Genomic DNA, 19,714 nt, shown 5'->3' with positions numbered 1-19,714 from the left:
ATTATTTCTGCAGCTGCCTCGGACGAAGCACAGTAGAAATCAGCTCCTCATCCAGTGTAATTTTGTACACCCGGCTGTAATAGTCTTTAAACAACATTTTAAAATCACTCTCACTCAACAACTCGGGATAACTTTTGGAAATCATCCATAGTGGTGTAAGCGGAGCATCTGCGCATGGTGCACCCCATGAGTAGATTCCCTGTGGAATATCAAAGATTTTGTTGTTTTTATAAGCAGAAAGCAAACTCCAGTCCTGTCCGTTCATTTTATTTTCCAACAGAGCAGAAGCAGGACTTCCGATAAATACATAAATAAAATCGGGATTCCACTCATAAAGCTGTTCCATACTAACTTCAGCTTGTCCTGATATTTCTGCTGCCGCATTGGAAAGACCGCTTTTTGAAAACCACGTATCTGCATAAGTTCCACTTCCATAGACGGAAATCACACCTCCCATATTGCTAAAAAGAAAGAGTGCAGTCTTTTTTTCTCCTGTATATGTATCAAGAACCTCTGCTCCCTTTTTATCGGAAGCGTCCCATTCGTTCTGAAGCGAAACAGAATTATCTACCTCAAATACCTCACGCATCAGGTTATCCCATGCAATCGTAACTGTTTCCGGATTATTATCTCCTTTTTTCATCATATCAACAATCGGTATCCCTAAGTTTTCAATGCCTGATTTCTGAGCTTCTCCATAATAAAACACAAGATCCGGATTGAGATTTAAAAGTTCTTCTGTATTTGAAACAAAGCCCTCACTTACAAATGAGGTCTCAACACCGTTCCAGTTCGGAAAAAGCTTACTGACAATTTCAGTATTTGACGTCGTAAACGCTCTAGAATTAACCCCTACAATTCGATCGGGATCCGAAAGGACACCCAAAAGTACGGATGTCGTTGGCGGAGATATGATGACTACACGCTGAATTTCTGCTGCCGTCGGCACAGTCACGGTGTTTCCGCCTAAATCGGTTATCGTTCTCATGGCTGATGCTGATGAATTTTTAGACTCTGTAACCGATGCCTTTTCCGGTGCCCCGCAGCCTGCGAAAGCCATAGTTAAAACTATTGATAACATTAAGAAAAATATCTTTTTAGATTTCATTCTATCCCTCCTGAGATTTAAAAATGATTTACTATCAACCTATTTGCATACTTTAAAAATTCCTGAATGGTATGAAGTTCATTGTCATTCAAACTTTCAAGATAAGCAAACAACGGGCGGTCATATTCCTGATGATACTGATTATGAAGCTTATAAGCCATTTCCCCTTTTTCCGTAAGGAAAAGGCACAAGCGCTTTTTATCCTTTTCATCCTCTTTTTTTTCGAGAAAACCGTGTTCTTCAAGCTTTCGGACCGTTTTTGCTACGACAGCACGTGTTACATTAAAGTTGCGTGCCATTTCAGAAATAAATATCCCTGGATGATCCCCCACCATTTTAATCATGTGGATTTCTCCACGATAGAATTGCATTTCTTCTAAGCCAAAATCTAATACATTTGTCTTTCCATTGGCTATTCGCTCTGTCATCTGTATAAAATCATTAATCACGAGTTTTTGTAACTTTTCCATCTTGAATTCCTCCCGTTCTTTTTAAGTAAAATTCGCCTTGCAAGCCTTCAAATACGCCACCGTCATCATCACTCTGAATCTGCTGAAATCCGTGGATCGTTAATGCATTCTCAATATCTTTTTTTGTAAGCAATATATCTAGTCCATCCATATGACTGGATAACCAACCAAGAATGCTTTCAGGCGGATTCTGATAATCCTCACTGACATTATGGGTAACAACATATAAGTAACCATTTGATGTTAAAGCATTATATAACTTGCTCATCACGGAGTCCAAATGGTCTTTTGCAAAATCCAGTACTCCTGAGGCAATAACTAAATCATATCCTTTTCCGATATCATCTGTATTAAAGTCTCCTTCTAGCACACTTACATGCTGGGAAAGGTTTTTCTCTAACACTAACTCACGTGGCAGCCGTGCTACATTCGAATGCTCAAAAACAACGCTTTTGCAATTGGGAAAGGTAATTGCAAGTTCCATTGCAAGAATTCCTGATCCGCCTCCGAGATCAAGTATCTTTTCAGGGGTCTTCTTTCCATAAAGATTTGTAACAGCCTGAATTAGAGACTGAACACGCCCTGTATACATTTCAGGAATACTCACACGCGCAGCCTCATAAAAATCATATACCTCCACCCCTTGATTATTATGAAGAACGTTTTTGTTAGGACCGTTTATCAAACGCTCCTCGATGCTTCGCAGAGACATCATTTTCTCCCTAAAAAGGATACTCTCGCCCAAATAAACTGAACTGTTTGGATTTAAAAAATTATTACTCTGCTGTGTATTTCTATAAGCTTCACTGCTTTTTTCTAGTAATCCAATGGATGCCAATGCGTTTAACACAAACGATAAATTACGCTCATTTAAGCCTGAATTCGTTGCAACCGCTTTTGGAGTTTCCCAGCTTTCCAGATACGAAAATAACTTCACCCTTAATGCTGATAAAAGCAGCTCTGTTTCTCGTTTCTGATGAAGCATTTTATAATACAACTTTTGATTTCCATTTGATTGATACATTACCTCACTTCCTTTCATTGGTTAGTTTTCGCTAACTTTCGTGTATGCCAAGTATACAACCTCTTTAATTGTATGTCAAGCATACATTTTTTTTATCGAATAGGAAGAGAAAAAAACTCCCCTACCAACGCAAACAAAAAACGTAGGTAAGGGGAGTTCTGCCAGTGTTCATTACTTCACTTCACTGCGATTACTATACGATTTTCATAATCTTCTCTGTATCTTTTGAAACGCTGTAATTTTCACAAAGATAAATTATTTCTTCCCAATCTCTTAATAGTTTATCCCCATTTACCATACCATTGTACATGTTATCTGCCGTATTTCTTAAGAATTCTTCGTTTTGGAAATGCTCTATTAATAGTTTAAACTTAAAATTTTTGCCTTTTTTCATTATGTTGACAAATAAATCAATACACTCATTCGCTGTAGAATATACGTAATCATATGTTAATTTTTCTCTATTAATTAAATTTTTAAAATCAACATCTTCCACATTTTTAATCGTATCCGATTTTAACTTTTGATTTTTAAATATTAGATTTTCAATCATTTTATAATAGATTAATTTATTTATCATTCTAGGCCAATAGGATAATAAATACTTAATATCACTATTATCTCTATCCTTACCAAATTCATGATACACAAAATTAGAATGATATATTATTGGCATTCCTACTCTCTTTAAGAATTCTCGAATCAAATTATCTGATCCAATTGTAGATTCCATAGTTGAACATGGCAAATGCTTAAATACCTCATACATAGAAATATTACCACAAACAGGATTTGGATGATTATGCAATGGTAAGAATAATTCATCTCCCTCTATATTCACATTCCCATCAACAATTTCATTCATGTATTCTTTCATTAACGAATCATCATAATTAAATAATTTAGCAACTTCACTAATTAAGTTCATATCCTTTTCTAAAAATATACCAAAATCTGCCTTCCAACTGCTTTTGCCTGAATAACCACTTCCTACCATATAAATAACTTGTTCTAATGAATGGTTTTCTTTCCCATTCACATGATAATTGACATCTTTCACTTTTTTTCCTAAGTATTTATTTTCAAATTTTGATGGAAATCCAAATGTATCATCAATAATTTTTACATCGGAATCTCTTCTATGTAAAAAATTAGCATTTAGCATACTTGCAACCAAGAACTGTTTATTCATAACTCTCCCATAGGAATATCCTTCAAAGTCTAACAAATCAACAATGGAAGAGTCCGAACAATTATTTCTTAGGTAATGAAACAACTCATATTGCTTTTCTTTATCAAAATGTATATAGTTTACACCTGACCTTTTATTTTTTTTCAATATTATGTCATTAGCTCTTGCCGCCTCATCATTGCATTCATCAATGATAACCAAAGTGGTTTCTTCATTTGTAGTTTTTTGCATATTCTCTATTTCTTTAAAATAAGTACCTACAAATTCTGGAATTAATCTACGTTCTGTTCCAATCGTATACACATGTTTGTTCATAATTTCTTCCTCCTATCGCATTTTGTTCATATTATCATCCAACTTGTGTTAATTTAAAATGTCTACTTCTAATTTGTAAGATTGAAGAATTTTTTTTGCCTCTTGAATTTCTTCTTTTCTTAAAGTTCTTAGTCCACTCAAACTATATTCTTTACCTAGTTTCATTGCTTTTGACTCACCCATAGAATGGTATGGCAATATATTGACTTTCATTACTCTTGGAAGTTTTTCATGAATAAATTTTCCAAGTGAATTCAAATCATCATATGAATTATTCACTTCTGGTATTAAAGGGACTCGTATGATCATTTCCTTTACATATTGTGCAGCTAATATTGCGTTTTTAATTATAACTTCATTTTTTACACCCGTATATTTTTCATGCTTTTCTGAATTTATTTGTTTCATGTCAAAAAGAAGAAGATCCGTATAATCTAGAATTTTTTTCATTTTTTCCCATGATGTGTATCCGCATGTTTCAATTGCTGTATTAATTCCATTTCGTTTACATTTTTTCAGGAATTCTACTAAGAATTCATTTTGAAAGGTTGGTTCACCGCCTCCAATCGTAACTCCTCCATTCGTTTGTGTATAATAAGTACTATCCTTTTTTACAATGTCAAATAATTCATCGATTCCTACCCATCTACCTACTTTTTGTCTGGCTTGCGAATAACAAACATCAACACAATTTCCACATTTAATACAGTCTCCACGATTGGAAAATAAGTTATTTTTGTTTAACACCCCCGACGGACATACATTTATACACTCATAGCATTGTATACATTTTTCAGAATGAAAGGTAATATCAATATTTACTTCCTGTGATTCGGGATTGCTGCACCATTTACATTTAAGCGGACACCCTTTCATGAATACAAGTGTCCTTATGCCATATCCATCATGAATCGCAAACTTTTGTATATCAAAAATTAATCCTTTTTTATTTTTAGGTATTATTGATAAAGAGCTTTTCCCTTCCATAAGTAGATTTGTTTTAGAATTCATGTTGTGTTCTCCTAATATATTCATCTTGTTGAGTCTTACAAAGCTGTACGAAATAGGCTGTTAATCCTCCTAACCTCACTCTAAGAGAACCATATTTTTCAGGCTCCTTCTGTGCCGCTAATAGAGTTTCTGTACTTACCGTTGTAACTGTAAGTATATTTCCCCTCTCAATTATAAAAGATTTAACGAACGCACTGAGAACTTCAATACTTTTCTTTTGATCCGATTTGTTTACATCGATACGAAGATCAATAGGGCATCCATTATTTAAACGTTGAAGGTTGAATTTGATTGAAGATCTGATAATTGATGTAGGACCATCTTTGTCCATCCCGAATGAAGGAGAATAATTAGAAGAAAGAGATTCTTGTGAAAGCCGTCCATCTGCAGAAGCACCACAAAGGTACCCCATCTTTGCATAATTTTCAAACGTACCTACTCCTGGAGCAATTGTTAACCAATCGATTTTTCTATTCCATTCGTCACAATAATTACAATAACTTTCTAAAAGATCAACGCTGATACTGTCTACGTAATCATCATCATTTCCATATTTAGGTACCTTATTTAGAACATATTGTTGTAATTTTTTTTCATTTTTCCAGTTATTTTTCAGTATCATTCTAAGTTGCTCAATGGAAATCGTCTTAGTTTCATAAACTAAATATTTAATAGCTGCTAAAGAATCTGCACAGTGTGATAACCCTGCCACTAATGGAGCATATATCTTATATCTTGCTCCTTTTTGAGTGATATCTTTTCCATTTTTAAGACAGTCTTCTAATAAACCTGATAATAAGGGATCTGGCGCTATTTGATATACATATTCATAATTTATAATCTTATCTTCTAATAAAGACTGTAAACTTTCTTTCAATTGCATTTTAAAAGCTTCAAAAAATTCGTTAAATGTTTTATACTGAACTGGATTTCCATAGTCTGACCCAATTGGCTTCTCATTGATTAATGATTTTCCTTGATTTATAACACTTTCTAAACATAATAAAAGATCAATATGACCAAAAGAAGATTGTGTTCGCCCTTGAGGCAGCGTTTCCCAACATCCATCGTTGCTGTAATCACGTGCATCTTCTTCCGGAATCCCAAGATGCTTCACCAAACCTGGTACCAATACATCATCATTAAATATCGTTGGCTGAGCACCACCATCTGATAAGACTTTTGCAACTGATTTGAATAATTTAGTTGGAGAGTTTTTATGCAATCTTACTGATACCATTGGATTTGTAATTTCCAATTCTCTGACTAATTCCATAATCATATAAGTAAGATCATTCGTTGCGTCATCTCCGTCAGGGGTAATGCCTGACAGTATGCAGTTTTGAAGCCAACTATTGGATGTTTGTCCAAAATTAAACTGAGCCTCATTTGATACGGAGTAATGAAGTTGATCTAAGTTTCCCCCTTGTGACATATCACCAAACGTAAGATGATTCTCTATATGATCATTATTTAATTGAATTCGTTCATTAAATTTTATTAAAAAGGATCCTAATAGTTCTTCTGCATACTCCGTTGTTATCATTCCATTGTCTAAATCATTTTTATAGAAAGGCCAAAGATACTGATCTAATCTTCCGATAGACGTATAGTTTAACGTACTATGCAAAATAACATGTATAAACCAGACACTTTGAAGTGCTTCATGAAAATTGGAAGCTGGTTGCATCGGTACTTTAGAACAGATCTTTGACATATTAAATAGCTCTTTTTTCCTTTCTTGGCTTTCTTCTTTTTCCGCTTCTGTTTCTAAAAGTTTAGAATATCTATTGGATAAAATTTCAACACTTTTTAAAGAAATTATAACAGACTCGTACCAATTCTTTGTTTCAATTTGATCATCTAAAACCTTATTTTTTAACTCTATTGCTTCTTCTATGATTGAAAGAATGCCTCTTTCAAGTATTTGTTTATAACTAGGATTATGGTGTCCCCAAACTGATTTTCTGTTCAAATTATATTTTGCAGCTTCTTTCTCTTCTTCAATCGTCTCATAGCGTGGGAACGTATGGCCATAACCTACGGATGACATCGTTGGTTTCCCTACGATAAGTTCATCAGATATCAAGGAAATTGGCATCTCCCTACATACTTTTTGAGTCGCAATTGCCTTTCTAATCACCAAGGGTTGATTTCCAAGTAAAGGATCATCATCAAAGATAGATAAATCATCACCCCACCATTCTTTTTTTAAATAATAACTTTCAAAAAGAACTTTTTTTAATTTTTCCAATCTTTTTCTCATAGTTTGTATACTTCCTTTCTTTAATCTATACTGTAATATGTTCTTCCTAAGGCAGTCCTTTCTATCACCTTCATCCTTTTTTATTAATAACTATATATTAATATTGATATAAAATTATATCATATAGTCTAAAGAGCATATTTCTATGTCTGTATGTTAAAATTTTCTCATTATATAACAAAACAGAACCGTAATATTTACCGGTTCTGTTTCAGTATCCTTTTTATAATATTTCATCTCTATTACATGTTATCTTGGCAAAAAGAAAATTCAAATCCGTACATTTTTCTGATACTGTTTTGGAGTAACTCCCATAATAAGCCGAAACTGTTTTGTAAAATAGCTCTGACTTTCAAAACCACACTGTGCACAGATCTCACTATTGGCAGCGTTTGATGATTTCAACATATCAGCTGCAACCGCAATTCTCCTTCGCATCAGATATCTTATGGGAGTATCCTTGATAACTGTTGCAAATGTCCTCTGACATTCACGTGCACAGATTCCGGCTGCACCAGCAATATGTTCAACGGTTACTTTATCCATATAGTGTTCATCAATCCAATTCATCATCTGCTTCAAGCGCTGTTCCTTCATTGAGTCAACTCTGATGATCTGCTTTTCCTTGTCTCCATTCAATAACATGATAATCTTCGACATTGTATCTCTTACTGTAAATTCATAGCCATCCGGCTCCAACTCGCAGGCATTGAACGCTGTATAAAAAAGAGAGAGCACTGACGCACTGCCTGCATCTCTCAGACTAAATGTCCAGGATGATGAGCTTCCTTTTATAAAGGGTCTGACATATTTTTCATCAAATACACTTCCAGTACGTCCTGCTATAACGTACGGATCAAAAACAATAGAGCGGTATCGGCAGGGCTGATCTGTATTACAGATTATTTTATGCAGGACATCCGAATTCAAGAAATAACCCTCGCCCGGTCGCAGAACATAGGAATGATCTGCAATTATGATCTGCACCATTCCTTCATCCAGCACAAACATTTCAAACTCACTATGCCAATGCAGCGATATTTCACCTCCGATAAAATTATGAACATCACCGATGTAAGCATTGCAGGAAAAACCTGGTGTTCCACGCCTTTTGATTTCTTTTCCTTCCTCATTCAAAGGAATTGTATTAACAATCGAAAACATACTTCTTCACCTCTTTATCTCCGCTTCAACATGAAACCTGCATAATCCTATGTATGTCGTAATAATTATATTATATGTCGCACACCAGAAAGACACAACTTATTTTGTTCGTTATAATTATATTCATACAAAATAAAAGGGTCAAATGAAAGGATGTTAAATACAGTGAAGCATGATAAGAAAAAAAAATTACTTTCCAGGTCGATATCCGCCATTTCTAATATGTTTATGCCCCTTATGAATTTAATGTGCGCAGGTGGAATTATGAAAGGGGTTCTGCTTATATTAACAGCATCCTCCCTTCTGTCTGACGGTAGTGGTACGTATCTCATACTGAATGCAATATCCGACAGCACTTTTTACTTTCTTCCAGTGCTGCTGGCAATTACTTCCGCAAAAACCTTTCACGCCAATCCGTTTTACAGTACAGTAGTCGCCTTGATTCTATTGTATCCATCATTAACAAATGCTTTTGAATCTGGTACAACTCTTTATTTTTTCGATCTTCCAATTAAAGCAGTAACTTACCACTCCAGTATCATTCCAATTATTGCTGCAAGTGCTCTTTTGGCTGTTACGGAGCGTTTTTTTGATCGGATCATCCCAGAACTGGTTCGAGGTTTTCTTACCCCGCTTCTCAGTCTCACGTTTGTCAGTCTTGCCACCCTTTTTGTTTTCGGACCAATTGGTGCCATAATTGGTGATGCTCTTGCAGGGGGGTATTCATTGCTTTATTCTTTTTCCTCTCCAGCAGCTGGTCTTCTGCTCGGTGTACTGATTCAACCAATGGTAATTTTCGGCTTTCAGTGGGGATTGTTTGTGGTAGCAATCAATAACATTGGAGTTATGGGGCATGACAGTATTATTCCAATCATGGCTCCTGCTATTTTCGCTCAGGCAGGTGCAGCCCTTGCAGTTATGATAAAAAGTAAAAATATTTCGTTTCGATCCTTATGTGCCCCTGCAGTTCTTTCTGCACTGTTTGGAATAACGGAACCTGCATTATTTAATATAAATCTTCCCAGAAAAAAGCCCTTCATTTTTGGATGCATTGGTGGTGCCATTGGTGGGCTGCTAGCTGGACTTTCCAAAATTCAGACTCCCGCTTTTGTTTTACCCAGTCTTATCACATTACCAATCTATTCTAGTGATCACTTTATGCTTTATCTAATGGGATGTCTTTCTGGGTTTGTGATTGGATTTTTTCTTACATTTTTGATCGCATCTGATACTGCCGTTGCCGATACCGGCATCTTAGCTGATGTCTCTGCGCCCTAATCTTAAATCTGATATATTGGGTTCAAGACAGCAAATGTGACGCCTATCGAAAATTATATCTTAACTATAAAAGGAGACGCTTATGCAATATAATCATATCGTATTTGATTTGGATGGAACACTGATTGATACCGAAAATGCCATTTTGAAGACCTGGCAGTACACACTTGAATCCTATGGACTTGAGTACTCTCTTGTAAATCTGCGTATCGTGTTGGGAATTCCGATTCCTGAGGCTCTTAAACTGCTTAATGCATGTGTAGATGAGGATTTTGAAAATAGATGGATACAAAATTATAGCAAGTTTTCAGACCAGGCTGTATTTTTCCCAGGTACGAAAGACATGCTGCTGATTATGAAAAAAAGTGGCTTACAACTTGGTGTTGTCACTTCCAGAAAGAAAACGGAATATGAAAACTATTTCCGAACGTTCAATCTTGATCAACTATTTGATCTGATCGTTTGTGCTGACGATACGCAGCAACACAAACCGGATCCTGAACCACTTCTCTATTATGCCAAAAGGTCTGGTGCAACCCCAAATTCATGCATCTATATCGGCGATATGCCGACAGATATTGCATGTGCAAATGCGGCTGGTTTTGCTTCTGGACTTGTTACCTGGAACCATTCATCTGTTTTAGAACCTAATGTTGACTATCTATTTTCATCGCCTGAGGATCTGCTTAAACTGTACAATCGTTCACGTGTGTGAGGAACAGGTCTCAGACGTATACTTTTATTTTAAATCATATGGAAGTTCTTCGAACTTTGGTACAGTCTCAAAGTCAGCATCCCAATTTGCTTTGCTTGCAAAAAAGATATGGCCTTGGGGTTTGATATTTATATCACTGTCAATACTTCCTGCTGGAACGACCAGTAAGTTGCCATCCATTTGTATATTTGGCAAAGCCGATCTCCTACAACTTTGTTTATCTATGAACCAAAAAACGTTTTTATCCACTCGCTGTGCGTTCTATTGTTTTTGCTTTTCCCTGATTTGCTACTCTCTTCATTTTTGCGGCTATCACATCAGGATTTCCTAAAAACTGCTTATTAATGACTGAGAGTGTATCATCCAGTTCATATACCAATGGTATGCCCGTAGCTAGATTAAGCCCTATAATTTCCTGCTGGGAAAGATGCTCCAGATACATAATCAGTGCCCTCAGAGAATTTCCATGAGCTGTAATCAGTACCCTTTTCCCTGCCATTAGCTGTGGTCTGATCTGCTTCTCAAAGTATGGAATGACCCGTGCGATGGTGTCTTTCAGACTTTCCGCTAACGGCAATTCGTTTTCCCCTACATTTTGATATGCTTTTTGATGCGCCGGATTTCTTTCGTCTTGCGGCTCTAAAGACGGTGGCTGTACATCAAAAGAACGCCGCCAGATTCTCACCTGTTCCTCTCCATATTTTTCAGCCGTCTGTGACTTATTTAATCCCTGTAAATTTCCATAATGGCGTTCATTAAGCTGCCATGCCTTTATTACAGGCAGCCATTCTGCATCCATTTCCTCTAGGGCAAAATTCAGCGTATGGATTGCACGTTTCAGATAAGAAGTATAACAGAGGTCAAATTCATATCCTTGCTCCTTAAACAACCGGCCAGCTTCTCTTGCTTCTTCTTTGCCGGATTCTGATAAGTCAACATCCGTCCAGCCAGTAAACAGGTTTTCTAAATTCCAGATACTTTCTCCATGACGGAGTAATACTAATTGATGACTCATATTTAGTTCCTCCCTATAAGGATGCTTCATAAATTTCATTAATTGTTTTCAATAATACCGCATCAAATTCCTGCTGTGTCTGCTTTACAGAAAGGTCCGAGAGAAGTGCTCTGGAAAAGCTGGCTATCAGTTTCGGGTTCTGCATCAACAGTTCATCTGCCTTTTTACGACTGTAACCACCGGATAATGCCACTATCCGCACAACTCTCGGATCATTCATTAGACAATTGTAAGTACCGGCCACTGAAGGAATCGACACTTTGAGCATAATGTTCATTGAATCATTAAGCTTTTTTAAATGGCTTATAATTTCCGTGATCAACATTTCCTCTGCTTCTTGTTTGCTGCTGCTATGAATATCTACCTCCGGTTCTAAAATCGGTACAAATCCGGCATCAAAAATTTTCTGTCCTAATTCAAACTGTTGTTCTACAATCGCATGAATGCCATCACCATTTGCTTCATGGATAACGGAACGCATCTTTGTTCCAAAAATGTTTTTGTCGGTCGCTCTGTTCAAAAGATCATCCAGCTTAGGAATCGGCTTCATCAACTGAACCCCGTCTTTTTCTTCACCCAGTCCATTGTCAATTTTCAGAAAAGGTACAATCCCTTTTTTCTCCCATAGATAATCCGCAGTATACAGGTTGTCGATCTTACGTTCCATTGTTTTTTCAAATAGGATTGTCCCTAATATATGTTTGGACGTAAATTCCTTGCTTTCTATAACCCTACTTCTCATCTGCTGAATCAGATCATACATTTCATCGTCTGTATGGTATTCTGACGTTTCAATTCCATAGTCTCTTAGAGCCTTCGGTGTGCTCCCTCCGCTTTGATCCAATGCTGCTATGAATCCAGCACCCTGTTTCATTCGTTCTAATTGTTCTGTTTTCATGTTATACATAACCTCCTTTATCTTCTGCGTTGTTTTCCAGATAAGGAAACAACACATCCTTAATGCATGACTAATACTCTATTTTACTTCCATTTGCCAAACGTTAGTTTCAACTAACCTTTTCTATATTAATTATGCGCCCTTTTTTATTGTACGTCAAGCATACACTTGATAGAATTGCAAGCTGCTAATGATTAATATTCCTCTTTCTGCCTAATAAGTTCATGCCAATAATTCCAAACAGAATCATAATTGCCCCAATCATATGATAAGATTCGATTCCCTCATGCAAAAAGATACTCCCGGCAAATATAGTTATTAGCGTAGACAAATTACTAAATACGCTCATTTTAGATGCATCAATTTTAGATAATATATAATTTGATAGCAGAGATGTTATCAATGACGATAGAATTCCTAAATAGAATATGGAAATCAAAAACACTGGACTTGAAAACGGTTTGAAATATGTTATAAGAGTGTTTTTAATAATATGATCTGCGACTGATAATACGTTAAAGCTTAAAAAGCCAATTGCAGTCATGATATAAGTTATCTCTATTACTTTATATTTTTGGGTTATTTTCTTTGCCATTACGTTATAACATGCTGCTGAAAGTGCTGATAACATAATTAATACAATACCAAGAAAACTGGCAGATTTTAATTGAATGCCTTTCATTGCAAATATATAAATCACTCCGCATACAGATGCCCCTAAAGATACCTTTTGTAGCAGGTTAATATTTTCCTTTAAAAAAAGAGCCGCCAGAATCATGGTAAAAATGGGAATGGTTGCTTGAATAATACCCGCCTCAGAGGAAGAAACATAGACTAATCCAAAAGCTTGAAAGGCAAAAAATAGTGCGGGATAAAACAGGGATAGCGGCAATATAGAAAGCACATCCCTTGCAGTAATTTTCAAATTTATCCATCCAAACAATACTGGAATCAATAATGTGAAAAAAGAAATTGTAAACCTATGCGCCAGAATATTCAGCGGATCATCCACAGTTAAGGCCATCTTTGTAAACAGAAAAGATAGACCTATTATAAAAGCATACAGTACTGCCGCAAAATAAGCATTTGTTGTTGTTTTATTTTTCATTCTAACATTCACCTCTAGTCTTGACTTGCTCCCGTAGCATGCCATACTTATTCGGTGGCAAATACTCAAATTGTTGATCTGCAAATCCGTTTCTTCGATATGTTTCATCTACCATAATATCACTTATCACATAAGTGATTCCTCCATCCCCTACAATCCTTCCAAATCCTATTAATTTTTCTTTGTCATAAAGAGAGACTGTAAATAAAGAATTTGTGATTGCTTTTCTGCTTCTTTCCAAATCCTTATTTCCCATTCCCGAACGGAGTCTCAAGCTTACATAATCTTCTGCTTTTGGTTTTTCATAGAGCATTTTCATTTCCATGCCTCCCTTTATTATTTTTCTATTATTTACTATTGTTTTTATATCTATAGTTTTTATATCTATAGTTTTCATATCTCTATTTTAATTTATATAGCACTATGTTACAATGTAAATAAAGTCAATGTGTACCGGTACAGAAATAGAGGTGTATGTTATGTATATATATTTAACCCTATTAAATGAAATTGAAAACATGATAAAAAATGGTACCTATAGGCAAGGCGAGAGAATTCCTTCTATCCGCAGCTTATCTGTTTCTTATCATTGTAATAAAAGTACTGTTCTTCGTGCGTTGGCTGAATTGGAACGGAAACATGTAATTTATTCACTTCCAAAAAGCGGATATTATGTTGTAACATCAAAAAACAAATTAAACCAAGGCGAAAACCTTGTAATGGACTTTTCCTCTTCTGCTCCTGACCCTGCGGTATTTCCATATTTGGATTTTCAGCACTGCATTAATCGAGCCATTGACATCTATAAAAATGATTTATTTATCTATGGCACTCCTAGGGGATTGCCTTCCTTAATCGATGTGGTACAAAAACAGTTAACCAATTATCAGGTGTTTGCTAAGAAACAAAATATTTTTATAACCTCTGGAATTCAGCAGGCATTATCCATCTTAGCTACAATTCCTTTCCCCAATAATAAGAAAACAATATTAATAGAACAACCCGGTTATCATTTATTCATCGAAGTCCTACAAACACTGCAAATACCGGTACTTGGTATCAAAAGAACCAGCATGGGAATCGATTTCGTAGAACTAGAAAAACTATTTAGACAAGGGAATATTAAATTTTTTTATACCATGCCAAGATATCATGCCCCTCTGGGAACGTCTTATTCTCAAGAAGAGAAGAAAGAAATTCTAGAATTGGCACAAAAATATAATGTATTTATTGTAGAAGATGATTATTTAGCTGATTTTGAACAGAATTCAAAAGCTGATCCAATCTATTCCTATGATGATTTTACACATGTCATCTATTTAAAAAGTTATTCAAAAGTTATCTTCCCGGGATTAAGAATCGGTATTGCTGTAATTCCTGATAAACTGATTGAAACATTTCGTCAACACAAACGAATCCTTGATATAGACAGCTCTATGCTTTCTCAGGCAGCACTAGAAATCTATATTAAAAACGGCATGTTTGAAAGACATAAGGAAAAAATGAAAGCAACCTATCTTTCAAGAGCAAACTACCTAATATCAGCATTGGAAAACAAACAAAAAGAGGGGGCTCCCACTAAATTTTCGTTTACTCCTATAAAAAATATTGCTTTTCATACTTATATTGAATTGAATGAACAGGTATCACGTGAAAAGGTGATTCAGCGACTAAAAAACAAATCAATTATCATTGATGGAACAGATAATAATTATATGTGTTCCTTCCATACAAGAGACTCTATATTAAAACTGAATATTTCAAATGTGGAAGAAAACTATATTGAAGAAGGTATTTCACAGATTGTGGACCAAATTTTCTAATGAATTGATGCTTATCCATGTGGAAGCATCTTAATCAGACCTTTCTTTTTTCTGCAAATCAAACAAAAAATAGGCTATGTTTTTCAGTAACGAAGAACATAACCTCATGGTTGTTTGCATGATAGCAATTACCCGTTCCATTCTTTTTTCAGAATGGCATACTGCATCGTGTTTTCATAGCAAGGTGTGCCGTCCGGGTTATTGACAAAGGATACGAATTCCTCAAATAATCCTTCCCGTCGCATACCGAGTTTTTCGCAAAGGTGCTGGCTGGACAAATTGTAATCCTCCGTATAGGCGTAGATGCGTCTTGCACCTATCTCTCGGAACAGATAATCAAAAAAAGCGTGAGCTGCTTCATGTGCATAACCTTTGCCTTGATAATCTCCGTTCAGCATCCAGCATGGGCTGAAGGTATCCAACGGCGAACTTGTATCGTGAGGCTCACCACGCTCGGGATAGGCATCTATCTCTCCGATGACCTTTCCTGTCTCTTTCAGAACGATGGCGAAATAATATTCAGTCTCACTGACTCTATTTTTCACTTCTGCTTTGGCTTCCTCAAGTGAGTTTAGTTTCATACTGGCAAAGCAGTTTACCGTTGGTTCTCTCAAATATTCCAATACATCTGTCGCATCACTTTCAAGGAAAGGACGCAGTATCAATCTTTCTGTTTCAATCATGACTTCACCTCAACAAATTATGATTACTTATTTTTTTCGTCCGTAAAGACGTTACTTCTTTTCGCTCTTTCTTTCGGTACCGCCCTGAATTCATTCTCTGTGAAGATTAGAGGCTGACACTCATTCATCTGATTCTGATATTCTTGGGTAGCAGAATCTTCAAGAAGTTGTCGGATAGTATTACGTTTACCATCTGTCATTTGTACTCTGTGCACTGGTTTCTTTTCTCTCGCCATAATAAAGGACCTCCTTATGATTAATTATTTTATCATAGAAGACCCTTTTTTACAGAAAGACTTTCACATGTTCGATTTTACGTTTCTGACATTCATAATGGAGGCCTTTAATCCTGCATACGGGAATTGATATAAGAATAATACAGCCACGTCTCTATCATAAAAAGTGAGCAAATACTTTTATACTAATTTTACTTCTTACGTCCACGTAACATCCAAATCACAAGAAGAATAATTAAATAGGCTAGAAATAGTAAAGCTACTACCGTTACTTCATTTGATATTGGTGCGATATCAGTTCTGGTTGCCACCCTTACTTTTAGATAAATTCCTAATACTATGAGACCTATATCAACAAATACAAGAAAGAATCCCGTATCTCTACTTAGCTTCTTTTTATCAAATTTATTTTTCTGTTCTTCCGGTAATGTATTAAAGCCCGCAACAAGGTTACTTCCCTTTCCACTTAATAGTATAAGTGTCAAAACGAGAAAGATTATTATAATAATCCATAACACAAGCATAATATTATCTCCTTCTTATCTAGTAATTTTTTATTAGAATAATAGAATTTACGCATATTATTAAGACCCAATGTAGGAACATCAATAACAGAATTAAGCAAAAGCTATACGCATAAAAAAATAGCTGCATATATGCGCTTATCGGAAGTAATATAATATTGACTATACTGCTTATAATGAGATTTAGTTCAAAAATCCTGCATTGATACTCGTCGTATAATTTTTTCTTTGAAGCTGAAACAATATCTAAAATCACTGCAATAGTTATCATAATTAAGCCTACATAAAGACTATTCCCATTTTTCACAAACACCACCAAAGAATTATTCGTATCAGGAATTGCATGCGTATTTAGAAATTTTGCTGCCAAAATAAAAACTGTAGCATATATTACTGTAATAGCACCTGTGTAAAAAGCATTAGCCATAGGATATTTTAATAGTTTCATTTTTGATCACTCTCCTTAAAAAGAAAAATATCCTCAATTGATCTACCAAAAAGTTTAGCTAAATTATAAGCTAGCCATAATGAGGGATCGTATTTTCCTGTTTCTATGGCGTTAATTGCTTGACGAGAAACGTTAACTTGTTCGCCTAATTGTTTTTGAGACAAACCCAGTCCCTCTCGTAATTCTTTCACCTTATTAACCACTGAGATTCTCCTTTCCCAGACAGTCATATGTAATGCTACCCTTACATTTACTATACAGTAAAGATGCTTATATGTCAAGCTAGCATTACATATTTTTTATTTAAATATATAATTTATACATATAGAAATATAAGTGAATTACTTTTCCTAGAATCCATTCTTTAAATACTATTGGATATGATTATTCCAAATCTGCTTAACGAGACACAGGCTCGCTCTCAGATGGAAGAATTGATTGAAGATAGCAAAACTGTGATAGGTAATCAGAAAGCTGATGAAATACTCATGATTCAAGCATTGGATCAATTCTTTACCGAAGCAATCCGATATGCCATTTTAAACGACCATAGCCATAGCACACTGTATTCACCAGATTTAGGTGAAGTATTGCTTTCTTCTAAAGTACCAACTGCAACGTAAACATTTCTTGGAAGAAAAGAAGAATTAAAAGCTGCATTGTCTCTGCTACAGGAACATGCACTTCTATTTGTGACTGGAATTGCTGGTATTTGAAAAAGTGAATTTGCAAAGACCTTCGCAAATAAGAATCGAAAGAAGTATACCAACATTTTGTTCTTTCATTATGAGGGAAGTATAAAGAAATGTATTGCCGGGCTTTCTTTTACAGATGACACTGTAGAAATGACCGAAGAAGAATTGTTCCAGAGCCACTATCAGACCTTGCAAAAACTGCGTTCTGACAGTCTGATGATTCTAGATAACTTTAATGTACTTCCAAAAGATGATCCATTTTTTAAGGAATTTATCCAGATGTAAAAGAACATCTTTTCAAACACTGGAAGTAAAAGAATTGGATAAAGCGAATGAGCTAACAGCATTATTTTATCAGTCCTGCCCTTCTGCTAAGAGGGAACTTGAGTTTACTTATGACATCATACGCGAACTAAAAGGCCATACACTGACTGTCTGCCTAGCAGCTTTATCGCTTTCTGCAAGTCGCATGGAACCAGAAGAATTATTGTTTGAATTAAAGAGCTGTGGATTGAACATTCATTCTGGTGAAGAAGTTGAAATCTACAAAGACGAGGAATATTCAGAAGCATTAATGATAGAACACTTGAGAAAACTGTTACAGTTAAATCAATTAACCGCAGAATAGATGGATATTTTAATGAATCTATCATTGCTTCCGAACTCTGGTGTATTAAAGAATGCCTTTAAGAAGTGGCTAAAGCTTGGGACTCTGAACGAAGTGAACCATCTAGTACGATATGGATTTGTCATGGATGATGAAGAGAACAAAAAAATAAGCCTCCATCCCCTAATTAAGGACGTGGCTATGTTAGAAACGATGCCTTCTGTATCTAATTGTAGGACTTTGATTGACAGCTCACACCTTATCTGCCTGACCCATGGGTTAGAAGTCAAACGTCCAGAGAATGTGATTCAGTCCTTAATTAGTGTTGTGGAGCGTATTCTAATGGATGAACCAGAAGCTTATCTTTTATTCCTTCAGGATATGTTTCCTTATCTGGATAAATATCTCGTCATGGATTATCTGCCAAAGCTAATGGAACGAATTTCTTATACCATGGAAAAACATGAACTTAATTCCATTTCTGACAGAGCCTTGTTACTGGATTACAAAGCAGAACTATTTATTATCCGTAAAGACTATGGCAGTGCATTAAAGAAGCGATTGAAAGCACTGGAATTACTTCATTCTATTCCTTTATCAGATATGGATAGAAAGGTTGCTGCCCTGCTTTCCAATCTGCATAATAATATTTCTAATGTGTACCTTTTTCTGAAAAACGGCAAAGAAACAACGGAACATTTGAAAATGGCACTTGAAATTCGTAGGGAATATGGAATTTTTGAATCCCATGATACTTTGCAACAGCTAATGAACCTGACAAACATGTTGATTCTGGCGAAGAATTATGATCTTGCAGATCAAGCTTTATCCCTTTATGAATCCTTAGTGCTGGAACATGAAGGTGATAACAGTTTTGATTATGCTATCTGCCAGATGGGAAAAGGGATAATTGCGCTATCTCAGAATAACCCTGAAAAGGCAGAATTGTGCTTACTGGAAGCCGAACTGAAAATCTCTGCTGTTATGGGAACTGACAGTGATTACAGGATGACGTATAATAGATTGCGCAAATTCAAATAAGCAAATAGACATAGTTTTTATCGTTTGGTAGAATTAAGTTACCACAACAAAATTTCCAAAGGAGGATAAAAACTATGTCTGAGAACATTATAC

General features: G+C 35.6%; 24 protein-coding genes. 7 read left to right on the top strand and 17 right to left on the bottom strand.

Annotated features, from left to right (window positions below; translation table 11 throughout):
- Position 1 precedes the first annotated feature (1 nt).
- The 7 genes from EFT72_RS01365 to EFT72_RS01335 all read right to left on the bottom strand — a co-directional run bounded on the left by EFT72_RS01365 (position 2) and on the right by EFT72_RS01335 (position 8,550).
- Positions 2-1,108, bottom strand: a complete 1,107-nt coding sequence (locus EFT72_RS01365; protein WP_124065038.1) for an ABC transporter substrate-binding protein — start codon at positions 1,106-1,108, stop codon at positions 2-4.
- A 17-nt stretch (positions 1,109-1,125) separates the two neighbouring features.
- Positions 1,126-1,578 (bottom strand): MarR family transcriptional regulator, encoded by a 453-nt coding sequence (locus tag EFT72_RS01360; protein ID WP_124065037.1) that lies wholly within the window; start codon positions 1,576-1,578, stop codon positions 1,126-1,128.
- Entirely contained in the window at positions 1,550-2,602 is a 1,053-nt protein-coding gene (locus tag EFT72_RS01355; protein ID WP_164473040.1) for a methyltransferase, read from the bottom strand. Before EFT72_RS01355 ends, EFT72_RS01360 begins: the two co-directional genes overlap by 29 nt.
- A 193-nt stretch (positions 2,603-2,795) precedes the next feature.
- Positions 2,796-4,109, bottom strand: coding sequence for a DUF6271 family protein (locus tag EFT72_RS01350; protein ID WP_124065035.1), 1,314 nt, complete (start codon positions 4,107-4,109; stop codon positions 2,796-2,798).
- Positions 4,110-4,157: 48 nt separating this feature from the next.
- The gene (locus EFT72_RS01345; RefSeq protein WP_164473039.1) at positions 4,158-5,120 is read right to left on the bottom strand and encodes a glycyl-radical enzyme activating protein; all 963 of its coding nucleotides are present in this window, start codon (positions 5,118-5,120) and stop codon (positions 4,158-4,160) included.
- The gene (locus tag EFT72_RS01340) at positions 5,110-7,386 is read right to left on the bottom strand and encodes a pyruvate formate lyase family protein (RefSeq protein ID WP_124065033.1); all 2,277 of its coding nucleotides are present in this window, start codon (positions 7,384-7,386) and stop codon (positions 5,110-5,112) included. The genes EFT72_RS01345 and EFT72_RS01340 overlap by 11 nt, the downstream gene beginning before the upstream one ends.
- Before the next feature lie 270 nt (positions 7,387-7,656).
- Positions 7,657-8,550 (bottom strand): AraC family transcriptional regulator, encoded by an 894-nt coding sequence (locus tag EFT72_RS01335; protein ID WP_124065032.1) that lies wholly within the window; start codon positions 8,548-8,550, stop codon positions 7,657-7,659.
- A 165-nt stretch (positions 8,551-8,715) separates the two neighbouring features.
- Between EFT72_RS01335 and EFT72_RS01330 the strand changes: the two genes are divergently transcribed.
- The gene (locus EFT72_RS01330; RefSeq protein ID WP_243109914.1) at positions 8,716-9,828 is read left to right on the top strand and encodes a PTS transporter subunit EIIC; all 1,113 of its coding nucleotides are present in this window, start codon (positions 8,716-8,718) and stop codon (positions 9,826-9,828) included.
- 82 nt (positions 9,829-9,910) lie between these two features.
- Positions 9,911-10,543, top strand: a complete 633-nt coding sequence (locus EFT72_RS01325) for an HAD family hydrolase (protein ID WP_124065030.1) — start codon at positions 9,911-9,913, stop codon at positions 10,541-10,543.
- Positions 10,544-10,567: 24 nt separating this feature from the next.
- Here the strand turns inward: EFT72_RS01325 and EFT72_RS01320 are convergent, their stop codons facing one another.
- From EFT72_RS01320 to EFT72_RS01300, 5 genes are all read right to left on the bottom strand, one after another.
- A complete protein-coding gene (locus EFT72_RS01320; protein ID WP_243109913.1) occupies positions 10,568-10,738 on the bottom strand; it encodes a hypothetical protein in 171 nt (56 codons plus the stop codon).
- Positions 10,739-10,784: 46 nt separating this feature from the next.
- The gene (gpmA, locus tag EFT72_RS01315) at positions 10,785-11,558 is read right to left on the bottom strand and encodes a 2,3-diphosphoglycerate-dependent phosphoglycerate mutase (protein ID WP_124065029.1); all 774 of its coding nucleotides are present in this window, start codon (positions 11,556-11,558) and stop codon (positions 10,785-10,787) included.
- A gap of 13 nt (positions 11,559-11,571) precedes the next feature.
- Complete coding sequence (locus tag EFT72_RS01310; RefSeq protein WP_124065028.1) at positions 11,572-12,456, bottom strand: fructose bisphosphate aldolase; 885 nt, start codon at positions 12,454-12,456, stop codon at positions 11,572-11,574.
- A 187-nt stretch (positions 12,457-12,643) separates the two neighbouring features.
- Positions 12,644-13,564 carry a DMT family transporter gene (locus tag EFT72_RS01305; RefSeq protein ID WP_124065027.1) on the bottom strand — a complete coding sequence of 307 codons (921 nt, stop codon included), beginning with the start codon at positions 13,562-13,564 and terminating at the stop codon, positions 12,644-12,646.
- A 1-nt stretch (position 13,565) separates the two neighbouring features.
- Positions 13,566-13,883, bottom strand: a complete 318-nt coding sequence (locus tag EFT72_RS01300; protein ID WP_124065026.1) for a GNAT family N-acetyltransferase — start codon at positions 13,881-13,883, stop codon at positions 13,566-13,568.
- A gap of 160 nt (positions 13,884-14,043) precedes the next feature.
- On the opposite strand from EFT72_RS01300, the gene EFT72_RS01295 reads away from it, so the two are divergent.
- Positions 14,044-15,387 carry a PLP-dependent aminotransferase family protein gene (locus EFT72_RS01295; RefSeq protein WP_124065025.1) on the top strand — a complete coding sequence of 448 codons (1,344 nt, stop codon included), beginning with the start codon at positions 14,044-14,046 and terminating at the stop codon, positions 15,385-15,387.
- A gap of 128 nt (positions 15,388-15,515) precedes the next feature.
- On the opposite strand, the gene EFT72_RS01290 is transcribed toward EFT72_RS01295, so the two are convergent.
- The 5 genes from EFT72_RS01290 to EFT72_RS01270 all read right to left on the bottom strand — a co-directional run bounded on the left by EFT72_RS01290 (position 15,516) and on the right by EFT72_RS01270 (position 17,481).
- A complete protein-coding gene (locus EFT72_RS01290) occupies positions 15,516-16,070 on the bottom strand; it encodes a GNAT family N-acetyltransferase (RefSeq protein ID WP_124065024.1) in 555 nt (184 codons plus the stop codon).
- Between the two features lie 23 nt (positions 16,071-16,093).
- Positions 16,094-16,306 carry a hypothetical protein gene (locus tag EFT72_RS01285; RefSeq protein ID WP_124065023.1) on the bottom strand — a complete coding sequence of 71 codons (213 nt, stop codon included), beginning with the start codon at positions 16,304-16,306 and terminating at the stop codon, positions 16,094-16,096.
- Positions 16,307-16,497: 191 nt separating this feature from the next.
- The gene (locus EFT72_RS01280) at positions 16,498-16,830 is read right to left on the bottom strand and encodes a DUF3784 domain-containing protein (protein ID WP_124065022.1); all 333 of its coding nucleotides are present in this window, start codon (positions 16,828-16,830) and stop codon (positions 16,498-16,500) included.
- Positions 16,831-16,849: 19 nt separating this feature from the next.
- Positions 16,850-17,278: a hypothetical protein gene (locus EFT72_RS01275; RefSeq protein ID WP_124065021.1), complete on the bottom strand. Its 429-nt coding sequence runs from the start codon at positions 17,276-17,278 to the stop codon at positions 16,850-16,852.
- Positions 17,275-17,481: a helix-turn-helix transcriptional regulator gene (locus EFT72_RS01270; RefSeq protein WP_124065020.1), complete on the bottom strand. Its 207-nt coding sequence runs from the start codon at positions 17,479-17,481 to the stop codon at positions 17,275-17,277. The genes EFT72_RS01275 and EFT72_RS01270 overlap by 4 nt, the downstream gene beginning before the upstream one ends.
- A gap of 222 nt (positions 17,482-17,703) precedes the next feature.
- Between EFT72_RS01270 and EFT72_RS01265 the strand changes: the two genes are divergently transcribed.
- The 4 genes from EFT72_RS01265 to EFT72_RS01250 all read left to right on the top strand — a co-directional run bounded on the left by EFT72_RS01265 (position 17,704) and on the right by EFT72_RS01250 (position 19,621).
- The gene (locus EFT72_RS01265) at positions 17,704-17,901 is read left to right on the top strand and encodes a hypothetical protein (RefSeq protein WP_124065019.1); all 198 of its coding nucleotides are present in this window, start codon (positions 17,704-17,706) and stop codon (positions 17,899-17,901) included.
- 150 nt (positions 17,902-18,051) lie between these two features.
- The gene (locus EFT72_RS01260) at positions 18,052-18,258 is read left to right on the top strand and encodes a hypothetical protein (RefSeq protein WP_124065018.1); all 207 of its coding nucleotides are present in this window, start codon (positions 18,052-18,054) and stop codon (positions 18,256-18,258) included.
- A 34-nt stretch (positions 18,259-18,292) separates the two neighbouring features.
- Positions 18,293-18,601 (top strand): hypothetical protein, encoded by a 309-nt coding sequence (locus tag EFT72_RS01255; RefSeq protein ID WP_124065017.1) that lies wholly within the window; start codon positions 18,293-18,295, stop codon positions 18,599-18,601.
- A gap of 12 nt (positions 18,602-18,613) precedes the next feature.
- The gene (locus EFT72_RS01250) at positions 18,614-19,621 is read left to right on the top strand and encodes a tetratricopeptide repeat protein (protein ID WP_124065016.1); all 1,008 of its coding nucleotides are present in this window, start codon (positions 18,614-18,616) and stop codon (positions 19,619-19,621) included.
- Positions 19,622-19,714 lie beyond the last annotated feature (93 nt).

The organism is Clostridium sp. E02, from assembly GCF_003833015.1.
Taxonomy (GTDB): domain Bacteria; phylum Bacillota; class Clostridia; order Lachnospirales; family Lachnospiraceae; genus Lacrimispora.
This window is presented reverse-complemented; position numbering and strand designations above follow the sequence as displayed.